The organism is Campylobacter curvus, assembly GCF_013372125.1.
Lineage (GTDB): Bacteria > Campylobacterota > Campylobacteria > Campylobacterales > Campylobacteraceae > Campylobacter_A > Campylobacter_A curvus.
This window is the reverse complement of record NZ_CP053826.1, coordinates 1,772,569-1,797,387: the sequence shown is the minus strand read 5'-3', so window position 1 is coordinate 1,797,387 and position 24,819 is coordinate 1,772,569. Positions and strand designations below refer to the sequence as shown.

General features: G+C 45.6%; 24 protein-coding genes. 18 read left to right on the top strand and 6 right to left on the bottom strand.

Annotation, left to right across the window (positions count from 1 at the left end):
- The first annotated feature begins 56 nt into the window (after positions 1-56).
- The 4 genes from moaC to CCVT_RS08780 all read left to right on the top strand — a co-directional run bounded on the left by moaC (position 57) and on the right by CCVT_RS08780 (position 4,183).
- Positions 57-527 (top strand): cyclic pyranopterin monophosphate synthase MoaC, encoded by a 471-nt coding sequence (gene moaC, locus CCVT_RS08795; protein ID WP_018137075.1) that lies wholly within the window; start codon positions 57-59, stop codon positions 525-527.
- Positions 505-768, top strand: a complete 264-nt coding sequence (locus tag CCVT_RS08790; protein WP_018137074.1) for an HP0495 family protein — start codon at positions 505-507, stop codon at positions 766-768. Before moaC ends, CCVT_RS08790 begins: the two co-directional genes overlap by 23 nt.
- 8 nt (positions 769-776) lie before the next feature.
- Positions 777-2,018 carry a hypothetical protein gene (locus tag CCVT_RS08785; RefSeq protein WP_018137073.1) on the top strand — a complete coding sequence of 414 codons (1,242 nt, stop codon included), beginning with the start codon at positions 777-779 and terminating at the stop codon, positions 2,016-2,018.
- 1,121 nt (positions 2,019-3,139) lie between these two features.
- On the top strand, positions 3,140-4,183 hold the full coding sequence (locus CCVT_RS08780; protein ID WP_233445229.1) for an MFS transporter: 1,044 nt from the start codon (positions 3,140-3,142) through the stop codon (positions 4,181-4,183).
- 509 nt (positions 4,184-4,692) lie between these two features.
- Here CCVT_RS08780 and CCVT_RS08775 read toward each other — a convergent pair.
- Positions 4,693-5,160: a hypothetical protein gene (locus CCVT_RS08775; protein ID WP_018137068.1), complete on the bottom strand. Its 468-nt coding sequence runs from the start codon at positions 5,158-5,160 to the stop codon at positions 4,693-4,695.
- A gap of 1 nt (position 5,161) precedes the next feature.
- A complete protein-coding gene (locus CCVT_RS08770; protein ID WP_018137067.1) occupies positions 5,162-5,623 on the bottom strand; it encodes a tetratricopeptide repeat protein in 462 nt (153 codons plus the stop codon).
- A 139-nt stretch (positions 5,624-5,762) separates the two neighbouring features.
- Between CCVT_RS08770 and purB the strand changes: the two genes are divergently transcribed.
- From purB to CCVT_RS08755, 3 genes are all read left to right on the top strand, one after another.
- Positions 5,763-7,109: an adenylosuccinate lyase gene (gene purB / locus CCVT_RS08765; RefSeq protein ID WP_018137066.1), complete on the top strand. Its 1,347-nt coding sequence runs from the start codon at positions 5,763-5,765 to the stop codon at positions 7,107-7,109.
- Between the two features lie 388 nt (positions 7,110-7,497).
- Positions 7,498-8,895 (top strand): anion permease, encoded by a 1,398-nt coding sequence (locus CCVT_RS08760; protein WP_018137065.1) that lies wholly within the window; start codon positions 7,498-7,500, stop codon positions 8,893-8,895.
- A gap of 68 nt (positions 8,896-8,963) precedes the next feature.
- A complete protein-coding gene (locus CCVT_RS08755) occupies positions 8,964-9,914 on the top strand; it encodes a helix-turn-helix transcriptional regulator (protein ID WP_018137064.1) in 951 nt (316 codons plus the stop codon).
- Here the strand turns inward: CCVT_RS08755 and CCVT_RS08750 are convergent.
- The 3 genes from CCVT_RS08750 to CCVT_RS08740 form a co-directional block, all read right to left on the bottom strand.
- Positions 9,904-10,404 carry a GNAT family N-acetyltransferase gene (locus CCVT_RS08750; RefSeq protein ID WP_018137063.1) on the bottom strand — a complete coding sequence of 167 codons (501 nt, stop codon included), beginning with the start codon at positions 10,402-10,404 and terminating at the stop codon, positions 9,904-9,906. The two genes, CCVT_RS08755 and CCVT_RS08750, sit on opposite strands and share 11 nt — an antisense overlap.
- 62 nt (positions 10,405-10,466) lie before the next feature.
- Positions 10,467-11,273 (bottom strand): M48 family metallopeptidase, encoded by an 807-nt coding sequence (locus tag CCVT_RS08745; protein WP_009649632.1) that lies wholly within the window; start codon positions 11,271-11,273, stop codon positions 10,467-10,469.
- Position 11,274: 1 nt separating this feature from the next.
- Positions 11,275-12,252: a putative transporter gene (locus tag CCVT_RS08740; protein WP_018137062.1), complete on the bottom strand. Its 978-nt coding sequence runs from the start codon at positions 12,250-12,252 to the stop codon at positions 11,275-11,277.
- A gap of 122 nt (positions 12,253-12,374) precedes the next feature.
- Here CCVT_RS08740 and CCVT_RS08735 point away from each other — a divergent pair, with 122 nt between their 5' ends.
- The 8 genes from CCVT_RS08735 (at position 12,375) to CCVT_RS08700 (ending at position 20,915) form a co-directional block, all read left to right on the top strand.
- Positions 12,375-12,857: a DUF411 domain-containing protein gene (locus tag CCVT_RS08735; RefSeq protein WP_018137061.1), complete on the top strand. Its 483-nt coding sequence runs from the start codon at positions 12,375-12,377 to the stop codon at positions 12,855-12,857.
- 170 nt (positions 12,858-13,027) lie between these two features.
- Positions 13,028-13,879, top strand: a complete 852-nt coding sequence (locus CCVT_RS08730) for a HugZ family heme oxygenase (RefSeq protein ID WP_018137060.1) — start codon at positions 13,028-13,030, stop codon at positions 13,877-13,879.
- Between the two features lie 347 nt (positions 13,880-14,226).
- Positions 14,227-16,197 (top strand): TonB-dependent receptor, encoded by a 1,971-nt coding sequence (locus CCVT_RS08725; protein ID WP_018137059.1) that lies wholly within the window; start codon positions 14,227-14,229, stop codon positions 16,195-16,197.
- Positions 16,187-17,170 (top strand): FecCD family ABC transporter permease, encoded by a 984-nt coding sequence (locus CCVT_RS08720; RefSeq protein WP_018137058.1) that lies wholly within the window; start codon positions 16,187-16,189, stop codon positions 17,168-17,170. Before CCVT_RS08725 ends, CCVT_RS08720 begins: the two co-directional genes overlap by 11 nt.
- Complete coding sequence (locus tag CCVT_RS08715; protein ID WP_018137057.1) at positions 17,170-17,940, top strand: ABC transporter ATP-binding protein; 771 nt, start codon at positions 17,170-17,172, stop codon at positions 17,938-17,940. Before CCVT_RS08720 ends, CCVT_RS08715 begins: the two co-directional genes overlap by 1 nt.
- A gap of 328 nt (positions 17,941-18,268) precedes the next feature.
- The gene (locus tag CCVT_RS08710; RefSeq protein WP_018137056.1) at positions 18,269-19,108 is read left to right on the top strand and encodes an ABC transporter substrate-binding protein; all 840 of its coding nucleotides are present in this window, start codon (positions 18,269-18,271) and stop codon (positions 19,106-19,108) included.
- A gap of 74 nt (positions 19,109-19,182) precedes the next feature.
- A complete protein-coding gene (locus CCVT_RS08705) occupies positions 19,183-20,403 on the top strand; it encodes a radical SAM protein (RefSeq protein WP_018137055.1) in 1,221 nt (406 codons plus the stop codon).
- Positions 20,400-20,915 (top strand): flavodoxin family protein, encoded by a 516-nt coding sequence (locus CCVT_RS08700; protein WP_018137054.1) that lies wholly within the window; start codon positions 20,400-20,402, stop codon positions 20,913-20,915. Before CCVT_RS08705 ends, CCVT_RS08700 begins: the two co-directional genes overlap by 4 nt.
- Positions 20,916-21,021: 106 nt before the next feature.
- On the opposite strand, the gene CCVT_RS08695 is transcribed toward CCVT_RS08700, so the two are convergent.
- Positions 21,022-22,335, bottom strand: coding sequence for a sodium-dependent transporter (locus CCVT_RS08695; protein WP_018137053.1), 1,314 nt, complete (start codon positions 22,333-22,335; stop codon positions 21,022-21,024).
- A 175-nt stretch (positions 22,336-22,510) separates the two neighbouring features.
- Between CCVT_RS08695 and CCVT_RS08690 the strand changes: the two genes are divergently transcribed.
- The 3 genes from CCVT_RS08690 to prx-suh all read left to right on the top strand — a co-directional run bounded on the left by CCVT_RS08690 (position 22,511) and on the right by prx-suh (position 24,777).
- Positions 22,511-23,839, top strand: coding sequence for a hemolysin family protein (locus CCVT_RS08690; protein ID WP_009649814.1), 1,329 nt, complete (start codon positions 22,511-22,513; stop codon positions 23,837-23,839).
- Positions 23,840-23,872: 33 nt separating this feature from the next.
- Entirely contained in the window at positions 23,873-24,160 is a 288-nt protein-coding gene (locus CCVT_RS08685) for a hypothetical protein (protein WP_018137052.1), read from the top strand.
- An 89-nt stretch (positions 24,161-24,249) separates the two neighbouring features.
- Positions 24,250-24,777, top strand: a complete 528-nt coding sequence (gene prx-suh / locus CCVT_RS08680; RefSeq protein ID WP_018137051.1) for a thiol peroxidase Prx-SUH — start codon at positions 24,250-24,252, stop codon at positions 24,775-24,777.
- The last annotated feature ends 42 nt before the right edge of the window (positions 24,778-24,819 follow it).

Sequence of the window (24,819 nt, the reverse complement as noted above, 5' to 3'; positions counted from 1 at the left end):
TGCTTTATCCTCGCTTTTAAATTTCTTTGTTATAATCCCCGGATAAAGGAAATTTTATGCTTACACATATAGATGAAAAAAACCGCCCCAAAATGGTCGATGTCAGTCCCAAAGAGCCTACGAAACGCGTAGCGAAGGCAAGCGGCGTGATAAAAATGAGTAAAGAAGCCTTTGAGGCCGTGAAGCAAAATACCGGTAAAAAGGGCCCGGTGCTACAAACCGCCGTAGTCGCAGCCATAATGGGTGCGAAAAAGACGAGCGAGCTCATACCGATGTGCCATCCTTTGGCGATATTAGGGGTCGATTGCGATATCGAGGAGCTGGCTGAAATTTGCGCTTTCAAGCTTTACGTGAGCGTAAAGATAGAGGGCAAGACCGGCGTCGAGATGGAGGCGCTGACGGGCGTGAGCGTGGGGTTGCTTACTATTTATGACATGATAAAGGCCATAGATAAGAGCATGCAGATAACTGATATAGTGCTTGAGAGCAAGAGCGGAGGCAAAAGTGGCGAATATTTGCGATCTTAACGGCAAACCTGATATAAAGTATCCGATCTTTTGGGAGTATAAAGTGATATTTGACGCGAGCGAGGATGCGAACGCCAAAATTTCACAGATAGTAAAAGATCGCGAGCACAAGGTGAAATTCTCTAAATTCAGCAAAGACGAAAAATATGCCAGCTACGATGTGAGCGTGCTTGTTTTTAGCGACGAGGAGAGGCTCGAGATATTTTCGGCATTGAAGCATAGCGCAAAATACGTTTTATAGGAGCAAAAATGAGCGACGAGAAGCTAAAGAAAAATTTGCAAAACTACAAGGACAGCGATGGCCTTCTCATAAGCATGAAAGCGCTTGCCGGCGACTTTTTTAAGGAGCTAAAGGATACGAACGAGAGCGAGCTAAAAGAGGCGCTAGAAGCCAAGATGAACGCGATGTATGAAAATTTCAGCGAGCAAAATTTGATCAGCGCCAAAAACCTAAAAAACGCGATGGAGGGGATAAACCAAGCCCTAGTCAGTGCCAAGGAAGAGGAGCTTTACGAGCTTATAGATAAAAAAGACGAGCTCGCACGCGCGATAGAAAGCAAACGCGAGGAGATAAAGCGTAGGCTCAAAATTTCGTTCGAGGCGGCTGAAAATGTGATAAGCGGCAAAGAATTTAACGAAAAAAATGAAATTTTAGAGCTTTTAAACAACGCGATAATCCGCGAGACCAGGATGCTCGGGATCTTGAAAGAAAGTGCTATGAACGCGTTTTTAACGACTATCGAGCGAGGCGAAGACGTGGGCGATACGGCTCTGGCGATAGCAAAAAACATGACCTACGTGGGCATCATCGGCGGGGAATTTAGCAAAGAGCGCATACTGGAGATATCAAAAGCGATCGTCACGGCTGCGTGCGAGGTGGCGAATGAGGGGCATATATTTGCCAAAGAGCTCGTAGACGGCGCGGTAAATGGCAGCAAAGAGGGCATATCTCGAGCGATAGAGCGTTTGAGAGAAAATTCTAAATTCGCCCCTGACGAGCTAAAGCTAAACAGCGAGCTTATGAGCCTAAAAAACATCGATCAAGGATTTATCTCGATGCTAAGAGAGCTTGAGCCTAGACTGGAGGGCGTAGCCAAAAACGAGGTAGAAAAGCTTTTAAATACCGAGCTGGATACGAATTTTGCCAAGCTTAGGCGCATAAGCGATCAAGCCAGCGAGCAGATACTAGCTCGCATCGAGGAGCTAAAGGCGAATTCCAGTATGCTTGAGCTGATGAACGCGGCGAACGATAAAATAGGCGCACTAAGACAAGAGATAAACGAGCGAAGCAAGAAACTCAAGCTAAATTTCGACGCCGGCGAGAAGCTAGAGGGTATCAGGCAAGACATCGCCGAGCTCGAGAAAAAGGCGAGCGAAAAGCTAGAAGACATCAAACAGCTCAATATCAAGATCGAAGCTAAAAAATTTGGCGATAGAGCGTATAAGGCCGCTAAAGACTTTTTAGCCGGGATAAAGAAAGAAAAAGAGTAGGCTAAACAGAGCTTAAAATTTAAGGCTCTGTTCTAACAAAGCATTGTTTTAGCTTTCACAAAAGCGAAGTCAAACCTTGTTAGCGAGCTTATCGCCGCCGATTTTTACTTCGTGCTACGCACTCGTAACGATACTTTGCTACGAGGACAGGGAAGCGGTAGCTGACCGCGTAAATTGTGCTATATGTTCGGCTACTCGCTCCCGCACAAAATCAGCATCGCGTTTTTTGCGAAGCAAAAAGATTTCTTTGAAACGCTGTTTGCGTCTGTGCTAGGTCGCTCCTGGAGCGAGCAAGGTTTGTGAAGCGGACACCAATACTTTACTTGTAACAGAGCCAATTTTTAAGGCAGTATTGACGCTCGCTTCGCTTGCGTAGTTGCAAAAGAAGTGAAGCATCTTGAAAAGCTACGAGATGAAGTCGAAACAAAAAACGGCGGCGATAGTGCCACATCATAAATTCCACCACACTCAAATGTTTAAATTTACGGAGTCATATTTGCAGTGATCTTGAACGGGAAATTTAACTAGCCCGTTCGATTATTTTTAGTGTTTTTAAGCTATCTTTTATCGCCGCACCCTCTTGCTCGCCGCCATTTAGTAGATGAACAAAGCTTTCAAGCTCGCTCGTTAGGGCGTCGGCGCGCTTTACAAAGCAGTTTTGTGCGCGGTAAGAGTTTGTGTCAAATTTTGCTCTCGGTAAAATTTAAAATTTATTTTAATTATAGCGATAATAAAATTTACGACCAATTGATATGATTTAATAGGGCTTTCAAATTCGTAGTAATATAATTTCAAATATACTTCACTATTAGGAGCACACATGTTTTCATTTCTGGCTTCTAAGCCCGGCACTCCTGTTCCGCAAGAAGAAATTTTAAAGCGCTACAATGTCATGCGCTGGTAAGCCCTCTTTGGAATTTTTATCGGTTACGCAGCGTATTATATCTTACGTAACAATTTCCTTTTAAGCTCGCCCGAGCTTCAAAGCAATTTCGGTTTTTCCAAGACCGATATCGGCTGGGTTTCTGGTACGATGCTGGTAGTTTACGGCGTCAGTAAGGGCGTGATGAGCGCACTGGCGGATAAAGCCAATCCTAAATTTCATGGCGTTTGGTCTTTTGATGTCGGCGGCGGTTAATGTTATGATGGGCTTTACGACTGCATTTTGGATATTTTTCGGACTTTGTATGCTAAACGGAATTTTTCAGGGCATGGGTGTAGGTCCTGCGTATGTTATCCTTGCTTCGTGGTTTTCTCGTAAGAACCGCGGCATAATCACCGCTACGTTTAACATTTCGCACAACGTCGGCGGCGGTATTATCGCTCCTATAGCCGGCGGTGCGGTCGCATGGCTAGGTCAGGAGCACTGGCAAGCGGCGCACTTCATGGTCCCCGCGGCGATCGCTTCCATAGTTGCGGCGATCGTGGTGATCTTCGGTAAGGGCAGGACATACAACGAGGGTCTGCCGCCTACGGGTCAAATTCTAGGCACTCAAAAAGAAGAGCTAGTAGAAACCAAAACCGAGGAGACAAAGCTTAGCTCGTGGGAAATTTTTAGAGATTATATTTTGAAGGACAAAAACGTTTGGTTCGTCTCGTTCATAGACGTTTTTACTTATATGATAAGATTTGGCGTGCTTACGTGGTTGCCGCTGTATCTACTCCAAGAAAAAGGCTTTAGCAAATCCGACATGCGTATCGCTTTTGCGATGTTCGAGTGGGCGGCGATCCCTACGACGTTATTTGCGGGAATTCTTACCGACACGCTGTTTAAAGGGCGCCGTATGCCTCTAGCGATGCTCGCGCTAACGGGCGTTTTCGCATCTTTATTTTTATACTGGGGCGGACAGACTTTGACTGCCGTAACGATAGGCGCGGCTATCATCGGATGCCTCATCTACGTGCCGATGTTTTTAAGCTCTCTTCAAACCATCGAGCTAGTTCCGTCGTTCGCTGCAGGATCCGCTACAGGGCTTAGAGGACTTTTGAGTTACGTATTGGGCAGCTACTCGGGCACGGCGCTAATAGGCTACACGGCGGATAAGTTGGGTTGGGATTACGGATTTTATCTAATCATGTTTGCCGTAGTGATGTGCATATTTTGTTGCTTCATGACTCACCTTGGCGTGCTGGAGATCGAACGAAAGAAATCTGCGAAAGTATAAATTCTGAATCGTGCGGAGATAAAATTCCGCGCGACTGTAAGTCTATTTCATGTATAAATTTAAAGAATTCCAATCCGCACCGCAGGATGCGAATTGGAATTTTACGAAGTTACAGCTAGAAGGTAAAAGAACGGCTAGTGAAGCTGCGCGTCACGTCCAAAATTCAATAGGCGCGCTATCAAAGCGAGTGCGTTAAAATCGCATGTCGATGGCCAAAAGTAGTGTACGTTGCTAGTCAAAGCGGGGCTAGGGAAGCGGTTGTGTCCGGTTTGGAAGTAAATTTTGGCTACGACATAATTAAGTATTAAGATTTTATCTGCAAACCTTGCGGGTGCCGAACATGTAGCGCGATTTGCGCGGTTTCTTTGCCGGTCCTATAAATCGGCGGCAATAGCGACGCTCAGAGGGTTTTTACTCGAATGCTGTTCGCATTCTCCTACTTTGAAAATTAAAAATCAATACTTTACTAGTGTGGAGCCTAAATTTACAAGCGGGAGCAGTCTTAGTCGCTACTGCGGCTTCCCGTCGCCAAATTTCGCTCTTATGTCGGCTCCGCAATCCTCTTTTGGGGACCAGCCATCGCGCTTCATCCGCGCTAAATTTTCGCACCCTTCATTCGAGCCGTTTTGACAAAGCTCGTCGTAAATCACCAGGCTACGGCATTGACCGCTTGCGAAATGCTCCAGCGCGGCGGCGTTTTGTAGGCAGGCTCTGATCTTTTCTATGCCGCTTGCCAGCTCGCATGCCTTTGCGAAAAAGCCCTGCGCCTTTAGGCGGTTTCGCACCACGCCCTCTTTGCCAAACTCGTATCTCATCGCTACTTCGTAGCACGCCGCTGCATCGTTTGCATCGCATTTGCGCGTTATGGCGCCAGTTTTAGCGGATGAGAATTTAAAATCTCCTAGCTGCGGCTCGCCCTGCGCGAAAGCAAAACTCAAAGCGCACGCCAAAATCGGCGCAAATTTTAAAATTTTCATCTCACTCCTTAGGCAACAGATCCAGCACCGCGCAGGCGCGCTTGTTGTGCATCTTGCAGGCTTTATTTAGTGCCTCGCCCGATAGCTCGAAGCTTTGCGGCGTGCCGCTTCCTTGCAGGTATTTGACCGAGAGCTCGTAGCACGCCTCGCTACTTCCGCCGTCGCATTGGGCTTTGAAAAGCTCGAAGGAGAGGATCGCATCCTTTTCTACGCCAAGACCTCGCCCCAACATATCGGCGTAGAAAAAGCACGCCAGCTTGTCGCCGCCGTCGCAACCGCCCTTTAGATTGCCGGCTATGCGCGAGCATGCGTCTTCATCGCTTTTGATTATGCAGCCCTCCAAGTCCGCGCGCGATATGCGGCTTAAATCGGCGCTTGAATTTGCCGTCATTTTAGCGTCCTTTGCGCCGGTACCTAGCGCTAAAGTCGCGCAAATAGCGGCTAAAATCAATGATTTTTTCATGATTTCCCTTCTTGAAATTTGATGTTATTTTAATGAAAAACGCTGAATTTAAAAGAAAATCACTTATTTTTTATTCGGTCAAATTTTGACCGAGCGAGCGGATATAATTGTTTTTGACATTTCAATCAAGGAGTAAAAGATGGCTTCAAGTTCTATCGACAGCAGGGTTTTTGGGGTGCTTTTCGCAAGCGAGGATATGAAGAAAATTTTCAGCGAAGAAAACCGCGTGCAAAAGTGGCTAGACACCGAGGCGGCTCTAGCTAGGGCGCAAGCAAAGCTTGGTATCATTGAGCCGCACAGAGCGGAGCAGATCACTAAATTCGCCAGCGCGAAGCTTTTGAATTTGGACGCTATAGGCGAGAATTATAAAAGCTCGATCACCATCGTGCCGCTTTTGAAGGAATTTAAAAAGGTTTTTGACGATGATAGCGGAGAATTCGTGCATTGGGGCGCTACGAGCCAAGACATAATGGATAACGGCATGATCTTGCAAATTCGCGAGGCGCACGCACTGCTGGTAAAACTTCTGGATAAAACCTACCGCGAGTGCCTAAGGATCGCCGAAAAATACAAAAACACCGTCATGGCGGGTCGCACGCACGTCATACACGCGCTTCCGATCACATTTGGCTTTAAGGTCGCGATGTGGGCGCAGGAGATCAAACGAAGCCTTGATCGCCTCGAAGAGATCAAACCTAGGCTCTTTGTAGGGCAGCTTAGCGGCGCGGTAGGCACGCTAGCGAGCCAAGAGGGCAAGGGCTTTGAGATGCAACGGCTGATGTTCGAGGACTTGGGTTTGAATGTGCCCGTCATCTCGTGGCATCCAAGCCGCGATCATATCGCAGAATTCGTAGCCCTTGAAGCGCTTATCGCGGGCACTATCGGGCGCATCGCAAGAGAAATTCTAAGCCTTCAGCGCACTGAAATTTGCGAGGTCGAAGAGCCCTTTTTCATGGGTAAGGTCGGCAGCTCTACGATGCCGCACAAGCGCAATCCGCAGGTTTGCGAAAGCGTCATCGCGCTAACTCGCATAGTAAGGGCGCAAGCGCCGCTAGCGGTCGAGGCGATGGAGTGCGAAAACGAGCGCGACTGGGGCTGCGAAGCGGTCGAGTGGGACTGCATACCGCACGCTAGCGTATGTCTTGCCGCTGCTCTTGAAAAGCAAAATGATATCTTAGAAAATTTGATCGTCTATCCGCAAAACATGAAGCGAAATTTAGACGCGCTAAAGGGTGCGATGCTAAGCGAGGCGGTGATGCTTCACCTAGGCGAGAAGCTCGGTCGCTTAAGTGCGCACGAGATCGTATACGAGGTCTGCATGAAGGCTTTTACGGACGGCAAACCGGTCATCGACGATCTGCTAGAGCGCGAAGAAGTCGCTAAATACTTCACTCGCGCGGATTTGGAAAAGATAATGGATCCCGAGCTTTACACGGGCGAGAGTGCGGCGTTTGTAGATCGCGTGATCGCGGATAGTAAGAAATAAGTTAGACCTGCTCGTCTCGTTGGCTTATGCGGTGTTGGGTTAAATTTCGCTTGGTTACGTATTATCTATATGCTCCCGTCGCGAAATTTAAACCCGCCTTGTCTAAGCGAAAAATACTTCGCGATCTTGCTCTTTGCTATGTAGTAGAGTTTGCAAAATAAAACAGGAACGATAGATCGCGCAGTATCGCACAGCGAGGCGACACGAGCATGCGAATGGGAGCAAGGCGCAAAGTCGCCCACTGCTAGGCGACGAGCTACAGCGAGTAGGCGGAACATATCGCGTAAGCGATGACGAGCCGTACACCTTACCCGTCGCAGTGAGCGCACAATGGCAACGAAGCTAAGCGAAGCGAGACAAGCAGGCATGAACACAAAAAGGATTTCAAATGAAACTAATCAAAGCTCTCATCGTCGTTTTGATCGGCATGGTGATATGGTTTTGTCCGCACCCTGAGGCGGTTACCGCGCAGGCGTGGCATCTTTTTGCTATCGTGGTGGCTACCATCGTCGGTCTCATCGTCCAGCCGCTTCCTATCGGTGCGGTCGCATTTATCGGCGTTACGATAGCTGTTTTGACAAATGTTTTAAGCCCCAAAGATGCACTTGCGGGCTTTGGCAATACGACTATTTGGCTGATCTTTTGCGCTTTTATTTTAGCGCGCGGTTTTATTAAAACGGGACTTGGGCGCAGGATCGCTTATAAGATCATCAGCCTTATTGGCGACAGCACGCTTAAAATCAGCTATGGTATCGTGCTTAGCGACCTTATCATATCCCCAGCGATGCCAAGTAGCGGTGCAAGGGCAGGTGGAATTTTATTTCCGATCGTTCGCGGTCTAAGTAGTGCTCTAGGCTCTGAGCCCGAGAATTCGCGTAAAAAGGCGGGTGCGTTTTTTATGCAGACGCTTTGGCAGGGCAATACCATAACAAACGGCATGTTTTTGACCTCTATGGCGGCAAATCCGCTCATAGCAAAGCTCGCAGCAGACACCTTTAATGTGCAAATTTCATGGACGCTTTGGGCTTTGGGCGCTTTGGTGCCCGGTCTCATATCATTAGCCGTCATACCTTATGTGCTTTATAAAATTTATCCGCCCCAGATCAAGCGATATCCGGAGGGTAAAGCTATAGCCAAAAAAGAGCTTGAAAATATCGGTCCGATGAGCTATGGCGAAAAGGTGGTAACAAGCGTGTTTATCGGCGCGCTCGTGCTTTGGGCGACGGGCAATATCACGGGACTAAACGCCACGACGGTAGCGATGCTTGCAGTATGCGTGCTGATAGTCTTTGGTGTGCTTAGCTGGGACGATGTACTCTTAGAAAAGGGCGGTTGGGATACGCTTATATGGATGGGCGCGCTCATCACGCTTGCGGGCGGACTTAGCAAGCTTGGCTTTGTCAAATGGTTTGCAGGCTATGCTTCAGGCGCAGTTGGCGGGATATCGTGGGTCGTCGCGCTTGGAATTTTGCTACTTGTTTATGTTTATACGCACTACTTTTTTGCTAGCCTTACTGCGCACATAACCGCGATGTATGCGACATTTGGAGCGGTCGCGATAGCAGCGCAAGCTCCGGCTTATTTGGTGGCGCTCGTTTTTGCTTACGCTTCGAATTTAATGATGCCTATCACGCATTACGGCGGCGCACCCGCTCCTATAATTTTTGGCGCGGGATACGTAACGCAAAACGAATGGTGGCGGCTTGGCTTTATAACGACGCTTGTGAATTTGTGTATTTGGACTTTTATCGGCGGAGCTTGGTGGAAAATTTTAGGGTTATGGTAAAATTTTAAAAATCCTCTCGCGGCGGGTGCCAATTAAAATCCCGCTGCGACGAGATCGGGAGCGAAAAGATGGGAAGCAAAAAGGTATTCGAGCTTTTAAATTTACTTCGCGAGCTTGTTAGCGCCAGAGAGATCAGCGTCAAAAACTACGCCCTAAATTCCGGTCTTAGCGAGCGGACTATCAGACGATATCTAAACGATCTCAAAAGCTTTTTTGGCGAGGAGAGCATAATGATAACCTCCCGCGGCACTCATAGCGTAGTGGATAAAAATTTGATAAGCACGATAATGCTGCCAAATCAAAGCGAAAAAGAGGAATTTGAAAAGCTCATAGATCTGCTTCATATCATAAATCCGGGCTTTACCTCCATACTCCCTCCTGCATACAAACATATCGACGATAGGCTTAGCAAGGAGCTAGCGCAGGTCTTTCTCATCAAAGGAAGCCCTCATGAAAAAAACATAAATTTAAAAATTTTAAGCAAGCTTGAAAAGGCTATAAAATTTAGAAAATACTGCGACCTTTACGTCGAAAACACGTGGCTCAAACAGATAAAGCCGCTTAAAATAATCTACTGCAAAGGCAACTGGCAGCTTGCTCTCATAGACGCAAACGACACGTCAAACAACGGCTTTAAGGTCATTAGGCTTTGCTTTATAAACGAGGTGGCGCTTAGCCCCAAGACCTTTAACATAAGCGCATACACTGAAAATTTCATCAGAAATTTACAAAGCTTTTGGGACGGGTATAAGGTCGCTGCCTACGAATGCGAGGTCGCGGTCGCTCCTTGTATCGAAAAATACTTCCGTCAAAAGAAATTTTTCAGCTCTCAAAGGATCGGTGAGAAATTCAAAAACGGCTGGGTCAAAGTCATATTCGAGATAACAAGAGACGATATGATATTGATGCTCGCGCGCAGATGGTTTCCGCATTTTGTCGTGCTTAGCCCAAAAAGCGCGAGAGATAAATTCGACACTATCATCAAAGAGTATGAAAAATTTTCAAATTTTAAATTTTAGCCGCGTTTAAATTTTTGCCAAGTATCGAGACGTCCTTTATATCCCCGCCTAGATCGCAGACTTTTGGCAGTTTGCCCCACTCTTTGAAGCCAAAATTTTTAAACAGCCTCAGGCTCGCCTCGTTGTCCGCAAAGATTACGGCGATGACGTTTTTTATACCAAAATTTGGAGCTATGTCCAATACGTAAGCTAAAATCTTTTTACCAATGCCCTTGCCACGAGCCGATTTACGCACATAGATGCTGACCTCTGCGGTGATGTGATAAGCCTCGCGCGGATAATAATCACCCAAAGCGCACCAGGCTGAAATTTCGCCGCGATCGTCCTTTAGTACGTATATCGGGCGATTTGGCTTATGCGCATGAAACCACCATTCGCGGCTTTGCACGCTCACGGGCTTTGTGTCTGCGCTCGCGTTTTTGTCCAGGATCGCTTCGTTGTAGATGTTTGTGATGCCTTCTATGTCTTGTATCGTGGCTCTAACTATCAAATTTCTCCTCCCTAGCTTGTGGCTCAGGCTCTGTTCTTTCGCGTCGATCAGCTCACTTAAATTTAGCTTTTCACTGCCGCTTGATAGAGAGGCTCCAGCTTTTTGGCTATCTCTTTTAGATCCTTTATGCGGCTCTCGTTTGAGGGGTGGGTGCTCAAAATTTCAGGCACTTTACCGCCTGAAATTTTAGTCATCTTCTCCCAGACCTTTACCGCTTCGTTAGGATCGTATCCTGCGCGCGCCATCAGCTCGGTGCCGATATGATCGGCCTCCGTCTCGTGCGAGCGCGAGAAAGGCAGGCTGATAGTGTATTCGCTGGCTAAATTTAGAGCCTGAGCGCCCGCATCGCCAAGGCCGGCAGCTGCCGCAACAGCGAAGATACCGATATTTTTTATCTGATCGGTACTGGCTTGCTCGCGGCTGTGCTCGCGCAGTGCATGCGCCATCTCATGCCCCATCACGGCGGCCAGCTGAGCGTCCGTTAGATCCAGCCTTTTGATGATGCCGCTATAAACTACGATGCGACCGCCCGGCATACACCACGCATTTATCGTATCTTCGTTTATGACATTGACCTGCCAGTTCCATTTTAGCGCGTCTTTTCTAAAGACACCGGTCTGAGCGATGAGGCGCTTTGCTATGTTTTGCACACGTTTGGTTAGGATAGGATCGATATTTAGCTCGCCTTTTGATCTGGCGCTTCTTAGCGTTTGCGTATAGGCCTGCGCGGCGCTTTGATCCATGGTTTCAGACGATACTAAAAGTAGCTGCCTGCGGTCGGCTCCTACTAAGCCTGCTTGCGTAGAGCTCGTGAAGCAGCCCGTCAAAAGCACTGCGAGCGCGGCAAATGTGAGTAAAATTTTTCTCATTTTATGCTCCTTTTGGCTTGTATTCGATATTTTGTTCAAATTCTTTCAAACGTTTGTAAATGGATCGTAGCTCGGTTATCGTCGTCCAGTTGTCGATAAATACGCTAAAGCTCTCCCTGACTTGTGAGAAAGCGTTGCTAACTTGAACCAAGATGCCAAGAGTGATCACACCGCTAAAAAGCCCATTTCCCATGATGACATAGGGAACGATGACTAAAATTTGCGAAAACGATATGAGCCAGATATTAAAGTATCCGTAGTGCAAAAATAATCGGTAGTAGTTAAATTTTAGCCCCGTAAAAAGCTCCAAGATCGTTTGCGAGCCGCTGTGATTTATCTTGTCATCCTCGCCGTAAACGAGCTCTTTTCTAAAGGCGGCTTCGACTTTTTGATTGTTGTATTCAAGAGAGGGTAGCTTTATGCCTACAAACCACGATATGATGAGCCCGCCTACGCTGATGCCAAGAGCTATGAACACAAGCGAGCCCGGGATATCTTTGATATAAGGTAGGTCGACCTTTGCACTAAGAGCCCAAAGAACGGGTATGAACGCGATCAATGTCATCGTCGCACGTAGGACTTGAACGCCTAGACTTTCCATTATTTTGGCGAAGCGATAAACGTCCTCTTGGATACGCTGCGAGCTGCCTTCGATCTCTTTTTTGCATCTTTGCCAAAATTCAAGATAGTCAAACGTCATCGCCTCGCGCCAGCGAAATACCCAGTGGCTCGCGAAAAACGAGATGATCATATATGTGATGACGTAAGGCATCGCGATGTAGATGAACTGAAGTATCGCAGCCCAAAATTCCTCTATCTTATGATCTTTGACGTTTTGCATGATGTCGTAAAAATCTTTATACCACTCGTTTATACGCACGTTCAGATGTGTTTGATAGATCAAAAGCAAGATGATGAACACTGCTCCGCCATAAGCCCAAAGAGCCCATTTCCTGCTTCTAAAAAATGATGAAAACATAAAATTTCGCCTTGAATTTTTGCGTGATTATAGCAGATAAAGGTAAAGACAAATCGCGATATTTATCTAAAATTTAAACGCTTTTTATATGATTTCGCGAAATTTTAAGTAAGGGAGAAAAAATGAACAAAATTTTATCTGCCGTCCTTGGTGCGTCGATGTTTGCGTTGGTGGCATTTGCCGATACCAGCATGCAGGTTTATAAATCGCCCACTTGCGGATGCTGCGGTAATTGGGGCAAGATAATGGCGAAAAACGGCTTTGAGTCAGTAGAGATAAAGACGAATGATCTTGTCGAGGTAAAAAATAAATTTCATGTTCCGCTTGAGCTATCTAGCTGCCATACGGCGATCGTCGATGGATATGTCGTAGAAGGGCACGTGCCGCCGGCTGAGGTGAAGCGACTGCTCGAGCTAAAGCCTGATGGAGTCATCGGCATCTCGGTGCCTGGCATGCCGCTTGAAAGCCCCGGTATGCAGCAAGGAAGCGAGCCTGAAAAATACGATGTGATCTTGTTTAAAAAAGATGGCACTCAAGAAATTTTCGCGACTTATATCGGCGATAAAAAAACTGCAATGATCGATCTTTGGCGGGTGAAATTTTAAATTTTGTCCGCCTTGAAGTGACTAAAAAGAGACTTTTTAATCACAAAACATAGCTTACATTTGCTGCTTGTTTAAAATTTTAAAATACCATTTTAGGTTTAGAGCAAAGTTAATAATGAGTATTACTTTTTCTAAAATTCAGATATAAATTTTAAATCCAAGGAGAAAAAATGGACGCACAAAAAAGAGCGATCGATCATATGAACGCCGATCATAGCGATATAGTATGCGTATTTTGCGAGGTGTTTGGGAAATTTGAAAATCCTACAAACGTGTTGATGACTGCGATAAACGAGGACGGCATGGAAATTTCATGCGATCAGGGCAAAATTTTCGTTCCGTTTTTGCAAAAGGCAAACGTAAACGGTGAGGGCTTTAGAAACGAGATAATCGCGCTTTACTCAAAGATAAAAAGCGAGCAAAGAGCGGCGGCTAAAGGCGGTGCACATCCGCATGCAGTAGGCCACGGACATGGTGCAGGAGCGCATCCTCATGGTAGCGGACATCCGGGCGGCGAGAAAAAAGAGAGCAAAGCGCAAGAAAGCATGATGGCGTTAGTTGATAGCCTAAAATCTCTCATCATCTCAAGTGTCGATGCTAACGGTGATTGCGTGAGCTCATATGCGCCGTTTGTCAAAGAGGGCGAGGATATATTTTTCTGCGTCAGCTCCGTCTCACAGCACTATCACACGATAAAAGCCAACCCAAGCAAGGTATCCGTCATGTTCATAGAGGACGAAAAAGACGCTAGAACGATCCTTGCCAGACATCGCCTAAGCTCGAAATGCGAGATAAATTTCGTCGAAAACGAGACGAAGAGGGATGAAATTTTTGACAAGCTTCAGGCCAAAAATCCTAACGACGGATCGTTTGAAGACATCAAAGGTATGAAGGATTTTTACATCGTAAAAGCCGTCCTTAAAAAGGGCAGATACGTCAAAGGCTTTGGCGCAGCATACGATGTCGATGGCTTAGAGATAACAAAAGGCCTTCAAGATAGCGATCCTCACACAAAAAGGTAAATTTTATTTAAGCCCTAAATTTAGGGCTTAACTTGCTTTGATTCTATATAAAATTTTTGGCTCTGTTATAATAAATCATTGACACTTGCTTCGCAAACCCTGCTCGCTCCGCAAAGCACCGAACGTGTAGCACGATTTTTGCGGTCAGTCTTACGACTTCCCTAAAAATCGGCGGTGATAGCGTCGCTTCACAAGGTTTGGCTTCGCTTTTGAAAGCTGAAAATCAATGAAATATTTTAACAGAGTCAAAATTTTATTTTCTAATCTTAATTTTTATTATCATCTAATCTAATAAACAATATAATCGCCATATATGATAATATATTTCAAAATCAAGGAAGCACATCATGTCAAAGAGTAAAATTTGCATCTGCATTTTTGTGTCGATCGGCCTATACGGCGCGGATAACAATACGACCAAGCTTGATGAGGTGGTCATAACGGCGACCGGGTTTGAGAGCTTTTTAAGAGATGAGGTCAAAAACGTTACGGTCATAACATCAGAAGACCTGCAAGGACGTGGGTATAGAGATATAAACGAAGCCCTGGAAAAGGCGCCGGGAGTAAGCTACATATATAACGGCTCGGGTAGGAACATCGACATAAGAGGACAGGGGCAAAAGGCCAACACCTCCGTCAAGGTCCTGGTAAACGGTATCGCGATAAATATGATAGACACTACGCCTACTAAAATTCACACCGACCTCATCCCGATAGAAGATGTCGAGCGTATCGAGATCATCCCCGGCGGCGGCTCGGTTTTATACGGTAGCGGCACGACAGGCGGCGTGATAAACATCATCACAAAGCAAAAGCCAAAAGACTTTTTCGTGACCGCCTCGACAAAGATAGCCTCTTACGCTTATAAAGACTTCAACGTAGGCATAGGAGGAAAGGTGAGCGAGGATCTATACCTCAAAGCTGCGGTTAAAGATTTCAATGGGGGGGGGTACAGATACGGCGAGTGGCTTAGAGGATACTACGCAAATTTAGGCATACGCTATCAGATAAACGATATGCAAAGCATCTCTATAAATCCTAGCTATTTTAAGGTCAAAGAAAAAGGTGCCGGGGCACTAACTAAAAAGCAGCTCGAGCAAAACAGACGCCAGGCCGATGACTACAGTGAGGTAGTCAGCAAAAGAGTCGTCGTAGATATCGACTATAACGCTAAATTTAGCGATGCGTTCGAGCTTACCGTTACGCCTTATTATCAAAAAGAGACCGACGATATGGATAGTGATACGAAATTTGAGGATAAAAAGCTGGGCTCAAATTTTAAAGGCAGATACACTTACTCTAGCGGTGAGGTCGTAGCCGGATACGAATATCTAAAAAATGACGGACTGAGGATACTAAACGTATCTGCGGCTACGCCTATGGGCATAATGAGAAACTATACAAAATTTGATATGCAAAAGCAAACGCACTCCTTTTACATCATGCCAAAATATAACTTTACCGATTATTTCGAGCTAAATGTGGGCTATAGATACGAAAAGGCGCTTTACGATACGGACAGACTACAAAGGACGACCATGATGGGAAGGACTACTGGCGGCACCTTTAGCGAAGATAAAAGCATGAGCAACTACGCCTTTGAGGTCACGCCAAATTTCAAATATTCAAAGACGGGAAACGTCTATCTGAAATTTGAGCGCGGCTACACCTCTCCCGGACCAAATCAGCTGGTAGATAAGCTAAATCGCACGACTTACGCCATGAATAACCTAAGGCCGGAGACCTTTAAAACCTATGAGATCGGTATGAAAGATATGTTTTTAGGCGGGTATTTTAGTGCAGCGGCGTTTTACACCGATACTAAAGACGAGATAAGGAATTTTTCTAACACCGCAAATATCTCGGACGGCTGGCGCTTTATAAATTTAGACAAAACCAGACGCTACGGCTTTGAGCTTTACGCAGAGCAAGATATCTTAAAAAAGCTAAGGCTAAGCGAGACCTACTCTTTTGTGGACGCTAAGATCAAAGCGGGTGCAAACAGCGGCAAGCGCATACCTTGGGTGCAAAGGAGCAAATTCGTTCTTGGCGTGGACTACGAGCCGATAAAAAATCTAAATTTGCTGACCGATGTGAAGTGGTATTCAAGCATAGTTGATAGTTATTATGATAAAATAAGCGACAAAACGATCGTGGATTTTGGTGCGAAATATAAATTTCAAAACGGAATTTCGGTCGTAGCCGGCGTGAAAAATTTATTCAACAAAAAATATAATATAGTCGAGATGAAAAGAGCCGATTCTTATTCGCCGGCGCGCGAGAGAAATTATTATGTAGAGTTCAAATATGCCTATTAAAACAAAAGCGAGCATCGTTTTAGTGCTGCTTACTATCGTCGTTTGCGTCGTTTCACTCAGCCTCGGAGGTGCTGATATCGGATACAAAGATATCGTGAATTTCGCTCTTGGCGGCGACATGGACGATATAAAAAGGGCGATAATCCTTGAACTTCGCCTGCCTCGCGTGATAATGGCCTTTTTGATAGGCATGCTTTTAGCAAGCTCGGGCGTAGTGGTGCAAAGCGTTTTTTTAAATCCCCTGGCCGATCCTTATATCATCGGTATCGCCGCTAGCGCGACATTTGGAGCCGTCGTGGCCTATCTTTTAAAGCTTCCCGATGTCTATTACGGCGTCTTTGCGTTTATCGCCTCGGCCATCTTGTCGCTTGTTATATTTAAGCTTTCAAAACGCGGCAAATCCATCGCTACGCTGCTTATAATAGGCATAGCGTTTTCATCGTTTTTAGGCGCTTTCACATCGTTTGCGACCTATCTCATCGGTGAGGACAGCTTTAAGATAGTAGTGTGGATGATGGGCTATGTGGGCGGCGCAAACTGGCAAAAGATCGGCTTTTTAGTCGTTCCGCTCGTGATTTGTATGGTCTATTTTTATATAAAAAGACTTGAGCTAAATGTCATTTTAAGCGGCGACGAGGAGGCGCAAAGCCTTGGTGTAGATGTTGAAAAAACAAAAAAAAATTTACTCATCGCCTCATCTTTAGCTGTTAGCTTTTCAGTCGCATTTACAGGTATGATAGGCTTTGTAGGCCTCATCATACCTCACACTTTGCGAATGATCTTGCGCACATCGAATAACGCCGTTTTGATACCGGTAAGCACGATCGCCGGCGGGTTATTTTTGCTCGTTTGCGATACGATAGGCAAGAGCGTGCTAAGCCCGGTAGAGGTTCCAATAGGCGTAGTAACGGCGTTTTTTGGCGCTCCGTTTTTTCTATTTTTAGCGATGCGCTCGACTAGAGGGATAGTCTGATGAGCGTCGAGATCAAAAATTTAGGTTTTAGTTATGATAAAAAAGAGATCTTAAAGGGTGTGGATCTTGCCGCTAAAAACGGCGAATTCATCGGGATCTTGGGACCAAACGGATGCGGTAAATCCACTCTTTTAAAAAATATTTTAAAAATCATCCGTCCAAACTGTGGCGTCATAAATATCGAAAATAAGGCGCTTAACGAGTATCCGCTAAAGCAGCTGGCTAAAATTTTAGGCTTCGTGCCGCAGCGAAGCGTGCTAAATGCGCCGCTACTGGTCGAGGATATCGTTTTTATGGGTAGGTTTTGCCATTTGAAAAATCAGTTCAGCGGATACGACGAGCAAGACGCAAAAAAAGTGGACGAGATCATGCAGATGCTTGATATAAAGCACTTTGCAAAGCGCATAGCTGCATCGCTGAGTGGAGGAGAATTTCAGCGTGTTTTGCTGGCTAGGGCGCTGGTGAGCGAGCCTAAAATTCTCCTGCTAGACGAGCCGACATCCGCGCTTGATCTAAACTACGCCATAGAGATGCTAAAAATTTGCAAAAAGCTCACAAAGCAGCTAAATCTGCTCTCTATTGTCGTGCTGCACGATCTAAATTTAGCCTCGCTATTTTGCGACAGGATAGTGATGCTAAAAGATGGGCGCGTCAGATATGACGGCGTAGCAAAAGAGCTTTATACAAGCGAAATTTTAAAAGAAATTTACGGGCTTGAGTGTGAAGTCATCGAGCACAAGGGCAGTCCTTTCGTCGTGCCGCTAAAGTAACGGTGGGGTAGTTGATTTACCGGAGATTTTAAGCGTAGTCAAATGAGATGAGCGGCGACATTGCCCTCCGAAAATCAGGGAAGCCGTAAGGCTGACCGTGATTTTCGTGCTACACGTTAGGCATTCTGTCGCAAGCTCATCTTATTTGCGAAGCAAGAAATCGTGCTATTATATGTTTGGCTGCCCACTCCCGCACAAACGCTGTTCGCGTCCGTGCTAGGTCGCTTCTGGAGTAAATAAGATTTGCGAAGCACTATTTAAAGGCATCAACGTTTTATCAAAAGAGAGCCAAAATTTTATAAACAAAACCAAAAACAAAGGAGTAAAAATGTTTAGGAAATTTAAAATTTTAGTCTCGGCATTTGCCGTTTTTGCGGTATTTGCATCGGCTACGACTACTATGGATACGCCTAAAAAGCGCTTAGTGATCTTAGATCCGGCAGTCGTTGAGATGATGTATATGCTGGGTGCGGAGGATCAAATAGCCGCTATCTCGACTCTGACTATGTCAAAAATTTGGCCCGAGGACAAGACCGCGCTTTTAAAAAGCGTAGGCACTTATACAAAGCCCAATTTTGAAAAGATAGTCGAGCTAAAACCTGACCTCGTGGTCACCAGCTTTCACTCCGCAAACGTGAACGAGGATCTTAAGAAATTTAACCTGCCTACGCTTACACTAAAGGCCGATAGCGTGGATATGATCTACTCAAACATCGAGCAAATCGGCAAGATAACGGGCAAGGAGCAAAAGGCGCACGAGCTGGTGGAAGGCATAAAGCAAAAATTTAAGACCTATGAGAGCGGAGCGCTGAAAGGCAAAAAGATAATCGCGATATTTTCGGGCACGCCTATCACGGCATTTAATTCAAAGACGCTTCCGGGAGATATATTTAAAAGGCTTGGCCTCGTAAATTTAGCCGACAGTCTGCAAGGCAGCACGCCTATCGTATCGCCGGAGTTTATTTTGGGAGCAAATCCTGATTTCATCGTGCTTGTAGGCGGTATGGGCGGCAGTAGCGAAAGCTTTTTGAAAGAAAATCCCGTGCTTGCCAAAACCAACGCCGCCAAAAACGGCAAAATTTTGACTTTCCCGTCGTCGATATTGCTTCGCGGAACGCCTAGGATAGGTGAGGGCGTGGATAAAATTTATAATGATTTGCTTAAATGAAGTGTATAAATTTATTAAACAATAAGCAAATAAGCTTTAAAATCAAGAGCTAAAAAGTCCTAAAAGGAGAGAAAGTGTTTGAAAAAAGGATAAAAGGGCATCATTCGGGGCATCCGAACAAATCGGAATTTGCAACGAAAGAGGACTTGTATGAGTTCTTGGAGAATGGTGTGCCCGAGCAAAAAGAGGGCGTGATATATTTTCACGTGCCGTTTTGCGATACGATATGTTCGTTTTGCTCGATGAATCGCAGTAAACTTGACGGTGAGCTTGATGACTATACGCAGTATTTGCTGGGCGAGATCGATAAATACTCGAAATTTAGCTATATCCAGCAAAAAAGCTTCGAGTCGGTTTATTTTGGAGGCGGGACGCCAACGACGCTGAAAGAGCGCCATTTGGAGAAAATTTTAAAAGCTATAAATGAAAAATTCAATATCTCCAAGACTTGCGAATTTAGCTTTGAAACCACGCTACACAACCTAAATATCTCAAAAGTGCGCTTGATGCAAAGCCTTGGCGTAAATCGCTTCAGCATCGGCGTGCAGACGTTTAGCGAGGCCGGTAGGAAGCTTCTAAACCGCACGCACTCAAAAGAGGCTGCGATCGAGCATTTAAAAAAGATAAAGGACGAATTCAAGGGCTTTGTCTGCACCGATATCATCTACAACTACCCTAACGAGACGGAGGAAGAGGTCAGAGAGGATGCGAGAATTTTAAAAGATATCGCAGTCGATAGCACGAGCTTTTATTCGTTGCAGTTTTTAGACGGCTCCGTGCTTTCAAATACCTTTTCACAAGATTATTACAACATCGAGACTGATAGGAAGCTTCATAACGCCTTTGTCGATGAGATGTTTAAGGGCGGGGATTATGAATTTTTAGAATACACAAAGCTCAACCGAAAAGGTCGCGACGAGTATAAATACATCCGTCTAAGCCACGCCGGAGCCGATGTATTGCCTATTGGCGTCAGTGCAGGCGGACAGCTCGGGGAGTTTGGCATCTTTAATATGAGAGCTGACCTTCAAATGATCGGTATCTTGCCGCCTGAGGAGCGAAATAGGAAGAAATTTAACGCTCTCTTTCAGTATCATGACATCAAATTTAGCGATATGAAGCGATATGTCAGCGACGAGATGTTTGTAAATTTGATGGAATTTTTCAAAAAATGCGAGAGCGAAGGCTATATGAGCATCAAGCCTGATGGCATCGAGCTTAGCCTGGATGGCGTATTTTGGGGAAATACGATAGCCGATGAAGTAGCAAAGATAGCAAAGAAGGAGTTTGAATGAAAAAAATAGTGATCTATACCTCACTAAGCGGTAATACCAAAAAAATAGGCGAAGCCATCGCGCAGCAAATAGGCTGTGAAGCGATCAGCTACACCGATGAACGCGCAAAGGATATAAGCGGTTTTGACTTTGTGGCGATAGGATTTTATATCGATAAGGGCGGCCCGGAGGCACATTTCAAGCGCTACATAAAAGAGCATGTAAAGGGTAAAAAAACGGGGCTTTTCATCACTCTTGGCGCCGATCCTGCCGGAGAGCACGGCGAGAGCATGCTAAAGGTCGGACGAGAGCTTTTAAACGAGGGTGGCAATGAAATTTTAGCTGAGTTCATCTGCCAAGGCGCTATCGACCCCAAGGTCATCGAGGAGATGAAAGAGATGGCGGCGAAAATGGGCGATAAAGCGATACATTTGATCACTCCTGAGCGCCAAGCCACATGGAAACAAGCCTCCACTCATCCTGATGAAAACGACCTTAAAAATGTACGAAAAGCATTTGAAGGGATAAAGTAAGAGCCCTTTACGGGCTTTTAAAATTTATGCTCTGTTTTAAAAGGGTGTTGATGTTTTGCAAAATGCTTCACAAACTTTTGTAAATAGCGTTCGTGTGGGCGTAGTATCAAAACGAAATATGCATATTAAGCGCGATGATACAAAGTAAAAGCGCTAACGGAACATATAAAAATCTGCCGACGTTATACCAAAACGAACCGTAAATTTTGCCTGCTCCCATATTTATCTCGTCTAAAATTTCATCTCTTTTTATCACCCAAAACCACGATACCGCACCGATGACCGCACCGATCGGGATGATATAGATCGAGACGAAGTCCATCCAAGGCCCCCAGCTAGTTATGTCCTCCATGTGTGCACCCACGCCAAAGCATATCGCGCATAGTAGCACGAGCGTCCAGGTTCGGCTTAGGCGCGGGAATTTATGCATCAGCGACTCGGCGACCGCCTCGAACATATTTTGAAGCGAGGTGATACCGCCAAAAATGACTGCGGTAAATAAAATGACGGCGAAAATTTGCCCGCCGACCATACCTTGTAAAATTTTAGGCAGTGTTACGAAAAGTAATCCCGGTCCCGTAGCCGGGTCCATATTGTAGGCAAACACCGCCGGTATCATTACAAGTGCCGCTACCATCGCAGCTAGCGTGTCAAATATCGCTGTATTTTTAGCGCTGTTTACGATATCCTCTTTCTTGGAAAGATACGCCCCGTAAACTATCATGCCTGAGCCTGTGATAGAGAGCGAGAAAAAGGCTTGACCCATCGCAGATATCCACACCATCGGATCTTCGAGCTTGCCAAAGTCCGCTGTGAATAAAAATTTATACCCCTCAAACGCCCCGTCAAGCGTCGCTACCCTGATAGCCAGTATGGTAAATAATATAAAAAACAAAGGCATCATGATCTTGTTCGTTTTTTCGATGCTTTTTGCTCCGAAAAATAGCGTGATGAGCGTTCCTGCAACTACTATGAAATGATATGGTAGCACCGAGTATGGCGTGAGTGCAAAAGACTCAAACCAAGTATCGGTGTTTTCGATCATCAGCGAGCCGCTTATGGCTTGCACCAGCGCCTTTAATACGTAGGCGATGATGACTGCGTAGCCGATAGCTATACATAAAGAACCCGCAAGCGGAAGCCAGCCGATGATCTTGCCGATGATGCCTAAATTCCTACTTTTCCAGGCATATTCATAAGAGCCTAAAGTCCCCGTTTTGGCTCGTCTGCCGATGGCGTATTCCGCGCTTAGTCCGGCGTAGGAAAACAGCGCGACGAAGAAAATATAAATGATCAAAAATGCGCCGCCACCGTTTGTGCCTAGCTTGTAAGGAAATCCCCAAACATTCGCCATGCCTACGGCCGAGCCGACGCATGCGATTATAAACGCCCACCTAGATGAAAAGCTTCGTTTGTCCATGTTGTTGTCCGTAAATTTTGATTAGTAGCTATGTTATCTAAATATGATTTAAGAACTATTTATAAATGTAAAATAAATCAACGGCTGTTACCTTTGGTGTAAGTCGTTTGGGCGTTTGAGAAATTTCGCACTTTTTGATATAATCTCTGAAATTTTTAACTTTTAAGGATCATACTTGCACCCCAGTAGCGATACTTCGCTTTTAATGATAGTTCTAGCCGTCGTATTCATTTTATTAAACGCTTTCTTTGTCCTCTCGGAATTTTCACTCGTCAAGATACGCAAATCACGCCTTGAAGAGCTCATAAAAGATAAAATACCAAACGCCCAGCTCGCCTTTGATATGTCAAATAAACTAGATACTTATCTAAGCGCCACTCAGCTTGGTATCACGCTAAGCTCGCTCGCGCTAGGCTGGATAGGCGAGCCCGCGGTAGCCAGACTCATCGAAGAGCCGCTTAAAAAATTTCTAAATTTCAACGATATCTTGGTGCATACGGTCGGCTTTGCGATAGCATTTACGCTCATCACGTTGCTTCACGTCGTAATCGGCGAGCTTGTGCCAAAGTCCGTCGCCATCGCAAAGTCCGAAAAAACCGTGCTTGCCATCGCTCGTCCGCTTCATTTGTTTTGGGTGCTGTTTTCGCCTGTCATAAAGCTATTTGATATATTGGCAAATGCCGGTCTCGCCGCACTTGGCATAAAGCCGGCCAAAGAAAGTGAGCTCGCACACTCCGAGGAGGAGATAAAGATAATCGTAGGCGAGAGCCTAAAAGGCGGTGTGCTCGATAGCTTTGAGACCGAGATCATCAAAAATGCAGTGGACTTCAGCGACACGGTCGCAAAAGAGATAATGACGCCTCGCCGCGATATGGTCTGTATCAACAAACAAAAAAGCTTCGAGGAAAATTTAAAGGTCGTTTTCGAGTCCAAATACACGCGCTATCCGTATATAGACGGCTCAAAAGACACGATACTTGGCATGATACATATCCGCGACGTTTTGCAGCTGCATTTTAACGAGGATAAAGAAAAGGACTTCGACAAGATCGTGCGTAAATTCGTCATCGTCCCGGAGAGCCTTTCGATCTCAAAAGTGCTTGTCATGATGAACAAGCAGCAAATTTCAGCCGCTCTTGTAGTAGATGAATACGGCGGCACGGCGGGGCTTCTTACCATGGAAGATATAATGGAAGAGGTGCTTGGCGATCTAAACGACGAGCACGACGAGGCCGATCCGCATTATAAAAAGATCAACGAAAATATCTATGAATTCAACGGTCGTTTCGACCTTGAGAGCGTCGAGGAGCTACTTGGCATCAGCTTTGATGAGGAGACCGATCAGCTCACTATCGGCGGGTACGTATTCAACCTCATCGGTCGTTTGCCGGTCGTCGGCGATAAGATCGAGGATGAAAACTGCTACTACGAGGTGCGAAAAATGGACGGAGCTAGTATCTCGAGCGTCAAGGTAAGAAAGAAAATTTTACAAGACGACGACTAATCGCGCTAAATTTTGAGTATGGCAAAATAGATATTGCTTTTTGATCACGCAGATTTGGCGCTTTGGGCGTTTATCTTTTTCGTAGCCCCGTTGCTTGCTATTTGGATACAAAGCAAGCCCAAACGCACGGCGAAATTCGTAGCTTCTATGCTTTTAGCCTCAGCTTTTTGGGGCGCTATTTTGTTCTGCTATATCGCCAGCAATACTTACGAGTGGGCAGCTTGGCTGGTTGAAAATTATATAAATTACGCTTTTATGCTGTTTTTCGCTCTTTGCCTTCTGGCTAAATTCGTTCAAATTTTGCTAAATTTTAAAAAATAAACCCAAATTTCGTAGTTGATGTTAATTAAGATATCATTTGTCCGCTTTTGGTAAAATGAGCCTGTCAAATCTAAAAAAAGGATAAAACAATGGCAACAACGAAATTTAAAGGAAGTGTCGTAAATTTAGGCACAAACAGCGTAAGCGTGGGCGAAAAAGCCCCGATAGTAAAGGCAGTCGGCAAGGATCTAAGCGACATACAAATCGGCGGCGAACAGGGCGTGGTGCAGATCGTCGTAGCCGTTCCGTCGCTTGATACCGATGTTTGCGCGATGGAGGCCAAGAAATTTAACGTCAAAGCCGCAAATATCCAAAATGCCCAGCTTATCTTGATCTCGATGGATCTACCGTTTGCGATGGGTAGATTTTGCCAAGCCGAGGGCATCGAAAACGTCAAGGTCGCAAGCGACTTTAGAGCCAAAGAATTTGCAAAAGCTTACGGCGTCTTGATAGAAGATAGCGTTCTGGCCGGACTTACCGCAAGGGCGGTGTTTGTCATAAACGCAAGCGGCGTCATCACTTACAAAGAGATAGTCGCAGAGATCGCCGATGAGCCTGATTATGAAGCGGCTTTAAAAGCTGCAAACGAGGCTGCGAGCACTTGCTGCGGTAGCTGACATTAAAATTTTAGGGGCGAGTTTCGCCCAAAATCATATAAA

Coding starts and splice junctions, on each gene's coding strand:
- moaC (WP_018137075.1), top strand. CDS start 57: ATGCTTACACATATAGATGAAAAAAACCGCCCCAAAATGGTCGATGTC.
- CCVT_RS08785 (WP_018137073.1), top strand. CDS start 777: ATGAGCGACGAGAAGCTAAAGAAAAATTTGCAAAACTACAAGGACAGC.
- CCVT_RS08780 (WP_233445229.1), top strand. CDS start 3,140: ATGTCGGCGGCGGTTAATGTTATGATGGGCTTTACGACTGCATTTTGG.
- CCVT_RS08775 (WP_018137068.1), bottom strand. CDS start 5,160: ATGAAAATTTTAAAATTTGCGCCGATTTTGGCGTGCGCTTTGAGTTTT.
- CCVT_RS08770 (WP_018137067.1), bottom strand. CDS start 5,623: ATGAAAAAATCATTGATTTTAGCCGCTATTTGCGCGACTTTAGCGCTA.
- purB (WP_018137066.1), top strand. CDS start 5,763: ATGGCTTCAAGTTCTATCGACAGCAGGGTTTTTGGGGTGCTTTTCGCA.
- CCVT_RS08760 (WP_018137065.1), top strand. CDS start 7,498: ATGAAACTAATCAAAGCTCTCATCGTCGTTTTGATCGGCATGGTGATA.
- CCVT_RS08755 (WP_018137064.1), top strand. CDS start 8,964: ATGGGAAGCAAAAAGGTATTCGAGCTTTTAAATTTACTTCGCGAGCTT.
- CCVT_RS08745 (WP_009649632.1), bottom strand. CDS start 11,273: ATGAGAAAAATTTTACTCACATTTGCCGCGCTCGCAGTGCTTTTGACG.
- CCVT_RS08740 (WP_018137062.1), bottom strand. CDS start 12,252: ATGTTTTCATCATTTTTTAGAAGCAGGAAATGGGCTCTTTGGGCTTAT.
- CCVT_RS08735 (WP_018137061.1), top strand. CDS start 12,375: ATGAACAAAATTTTATCTGCCGTCCTTGGTGCGTCGATGTTTGCGTTG.
- CCVT_RS08730 (WP_018137060.1), top strand. CDS start 13,028: ATGGACGCACAAAAAAGAGCGATCGATCATATGAACGCCGATCATAGC.
- CCVT_RS08725 (WP_018137059.1), top strand. CDS start 14,227: ATGTCAAAGAGTAAAATTTGCATCTGCATTTTTGTGTCGATCGGCCTA.
- CCVT_RS08720 (WP_018137058.1), top strand. CDS start 16,187: ATGCCTATTAAAACAAAAGCGAGCATCGTTTTAGTGCTGCTTACTATC.
- CCVT_RS08715 (WP_018137057.1), top strand. CDS start 17,170: ATGAGCGTCGAGATCAAAAATTTAGGTTTTAGTTATGATAAAAAAGAG.
- CCVT_RS08710 (WP_018137056.1), top strand. CDS start 18,269: ATGTTTAGGAAATTTAAAATTTTAGTCTCGGCATTTGCCGTTTTTGCG.
- CCVT_RS08700 (WP_018137054.1), top strand. CDS start 20,400: ATGAAAAAAATAGTGATCTATACCTCACTAAGCGGTAATACCAAAAAA.
- CCVT_RS08695 (WP_018137053.1), bottom strand. CDS start 22,335: ATGGACAAACGAAGCTTTTCATCTAGGTGGGCGTTTATAATCGCATGC.
- prx-suh (WP_018137051.1), top strand. CDS start 24,250: ATGGCAACAACGAAATTTAAAGGAAGTGTCGTAAATTTAGGCACAAAC.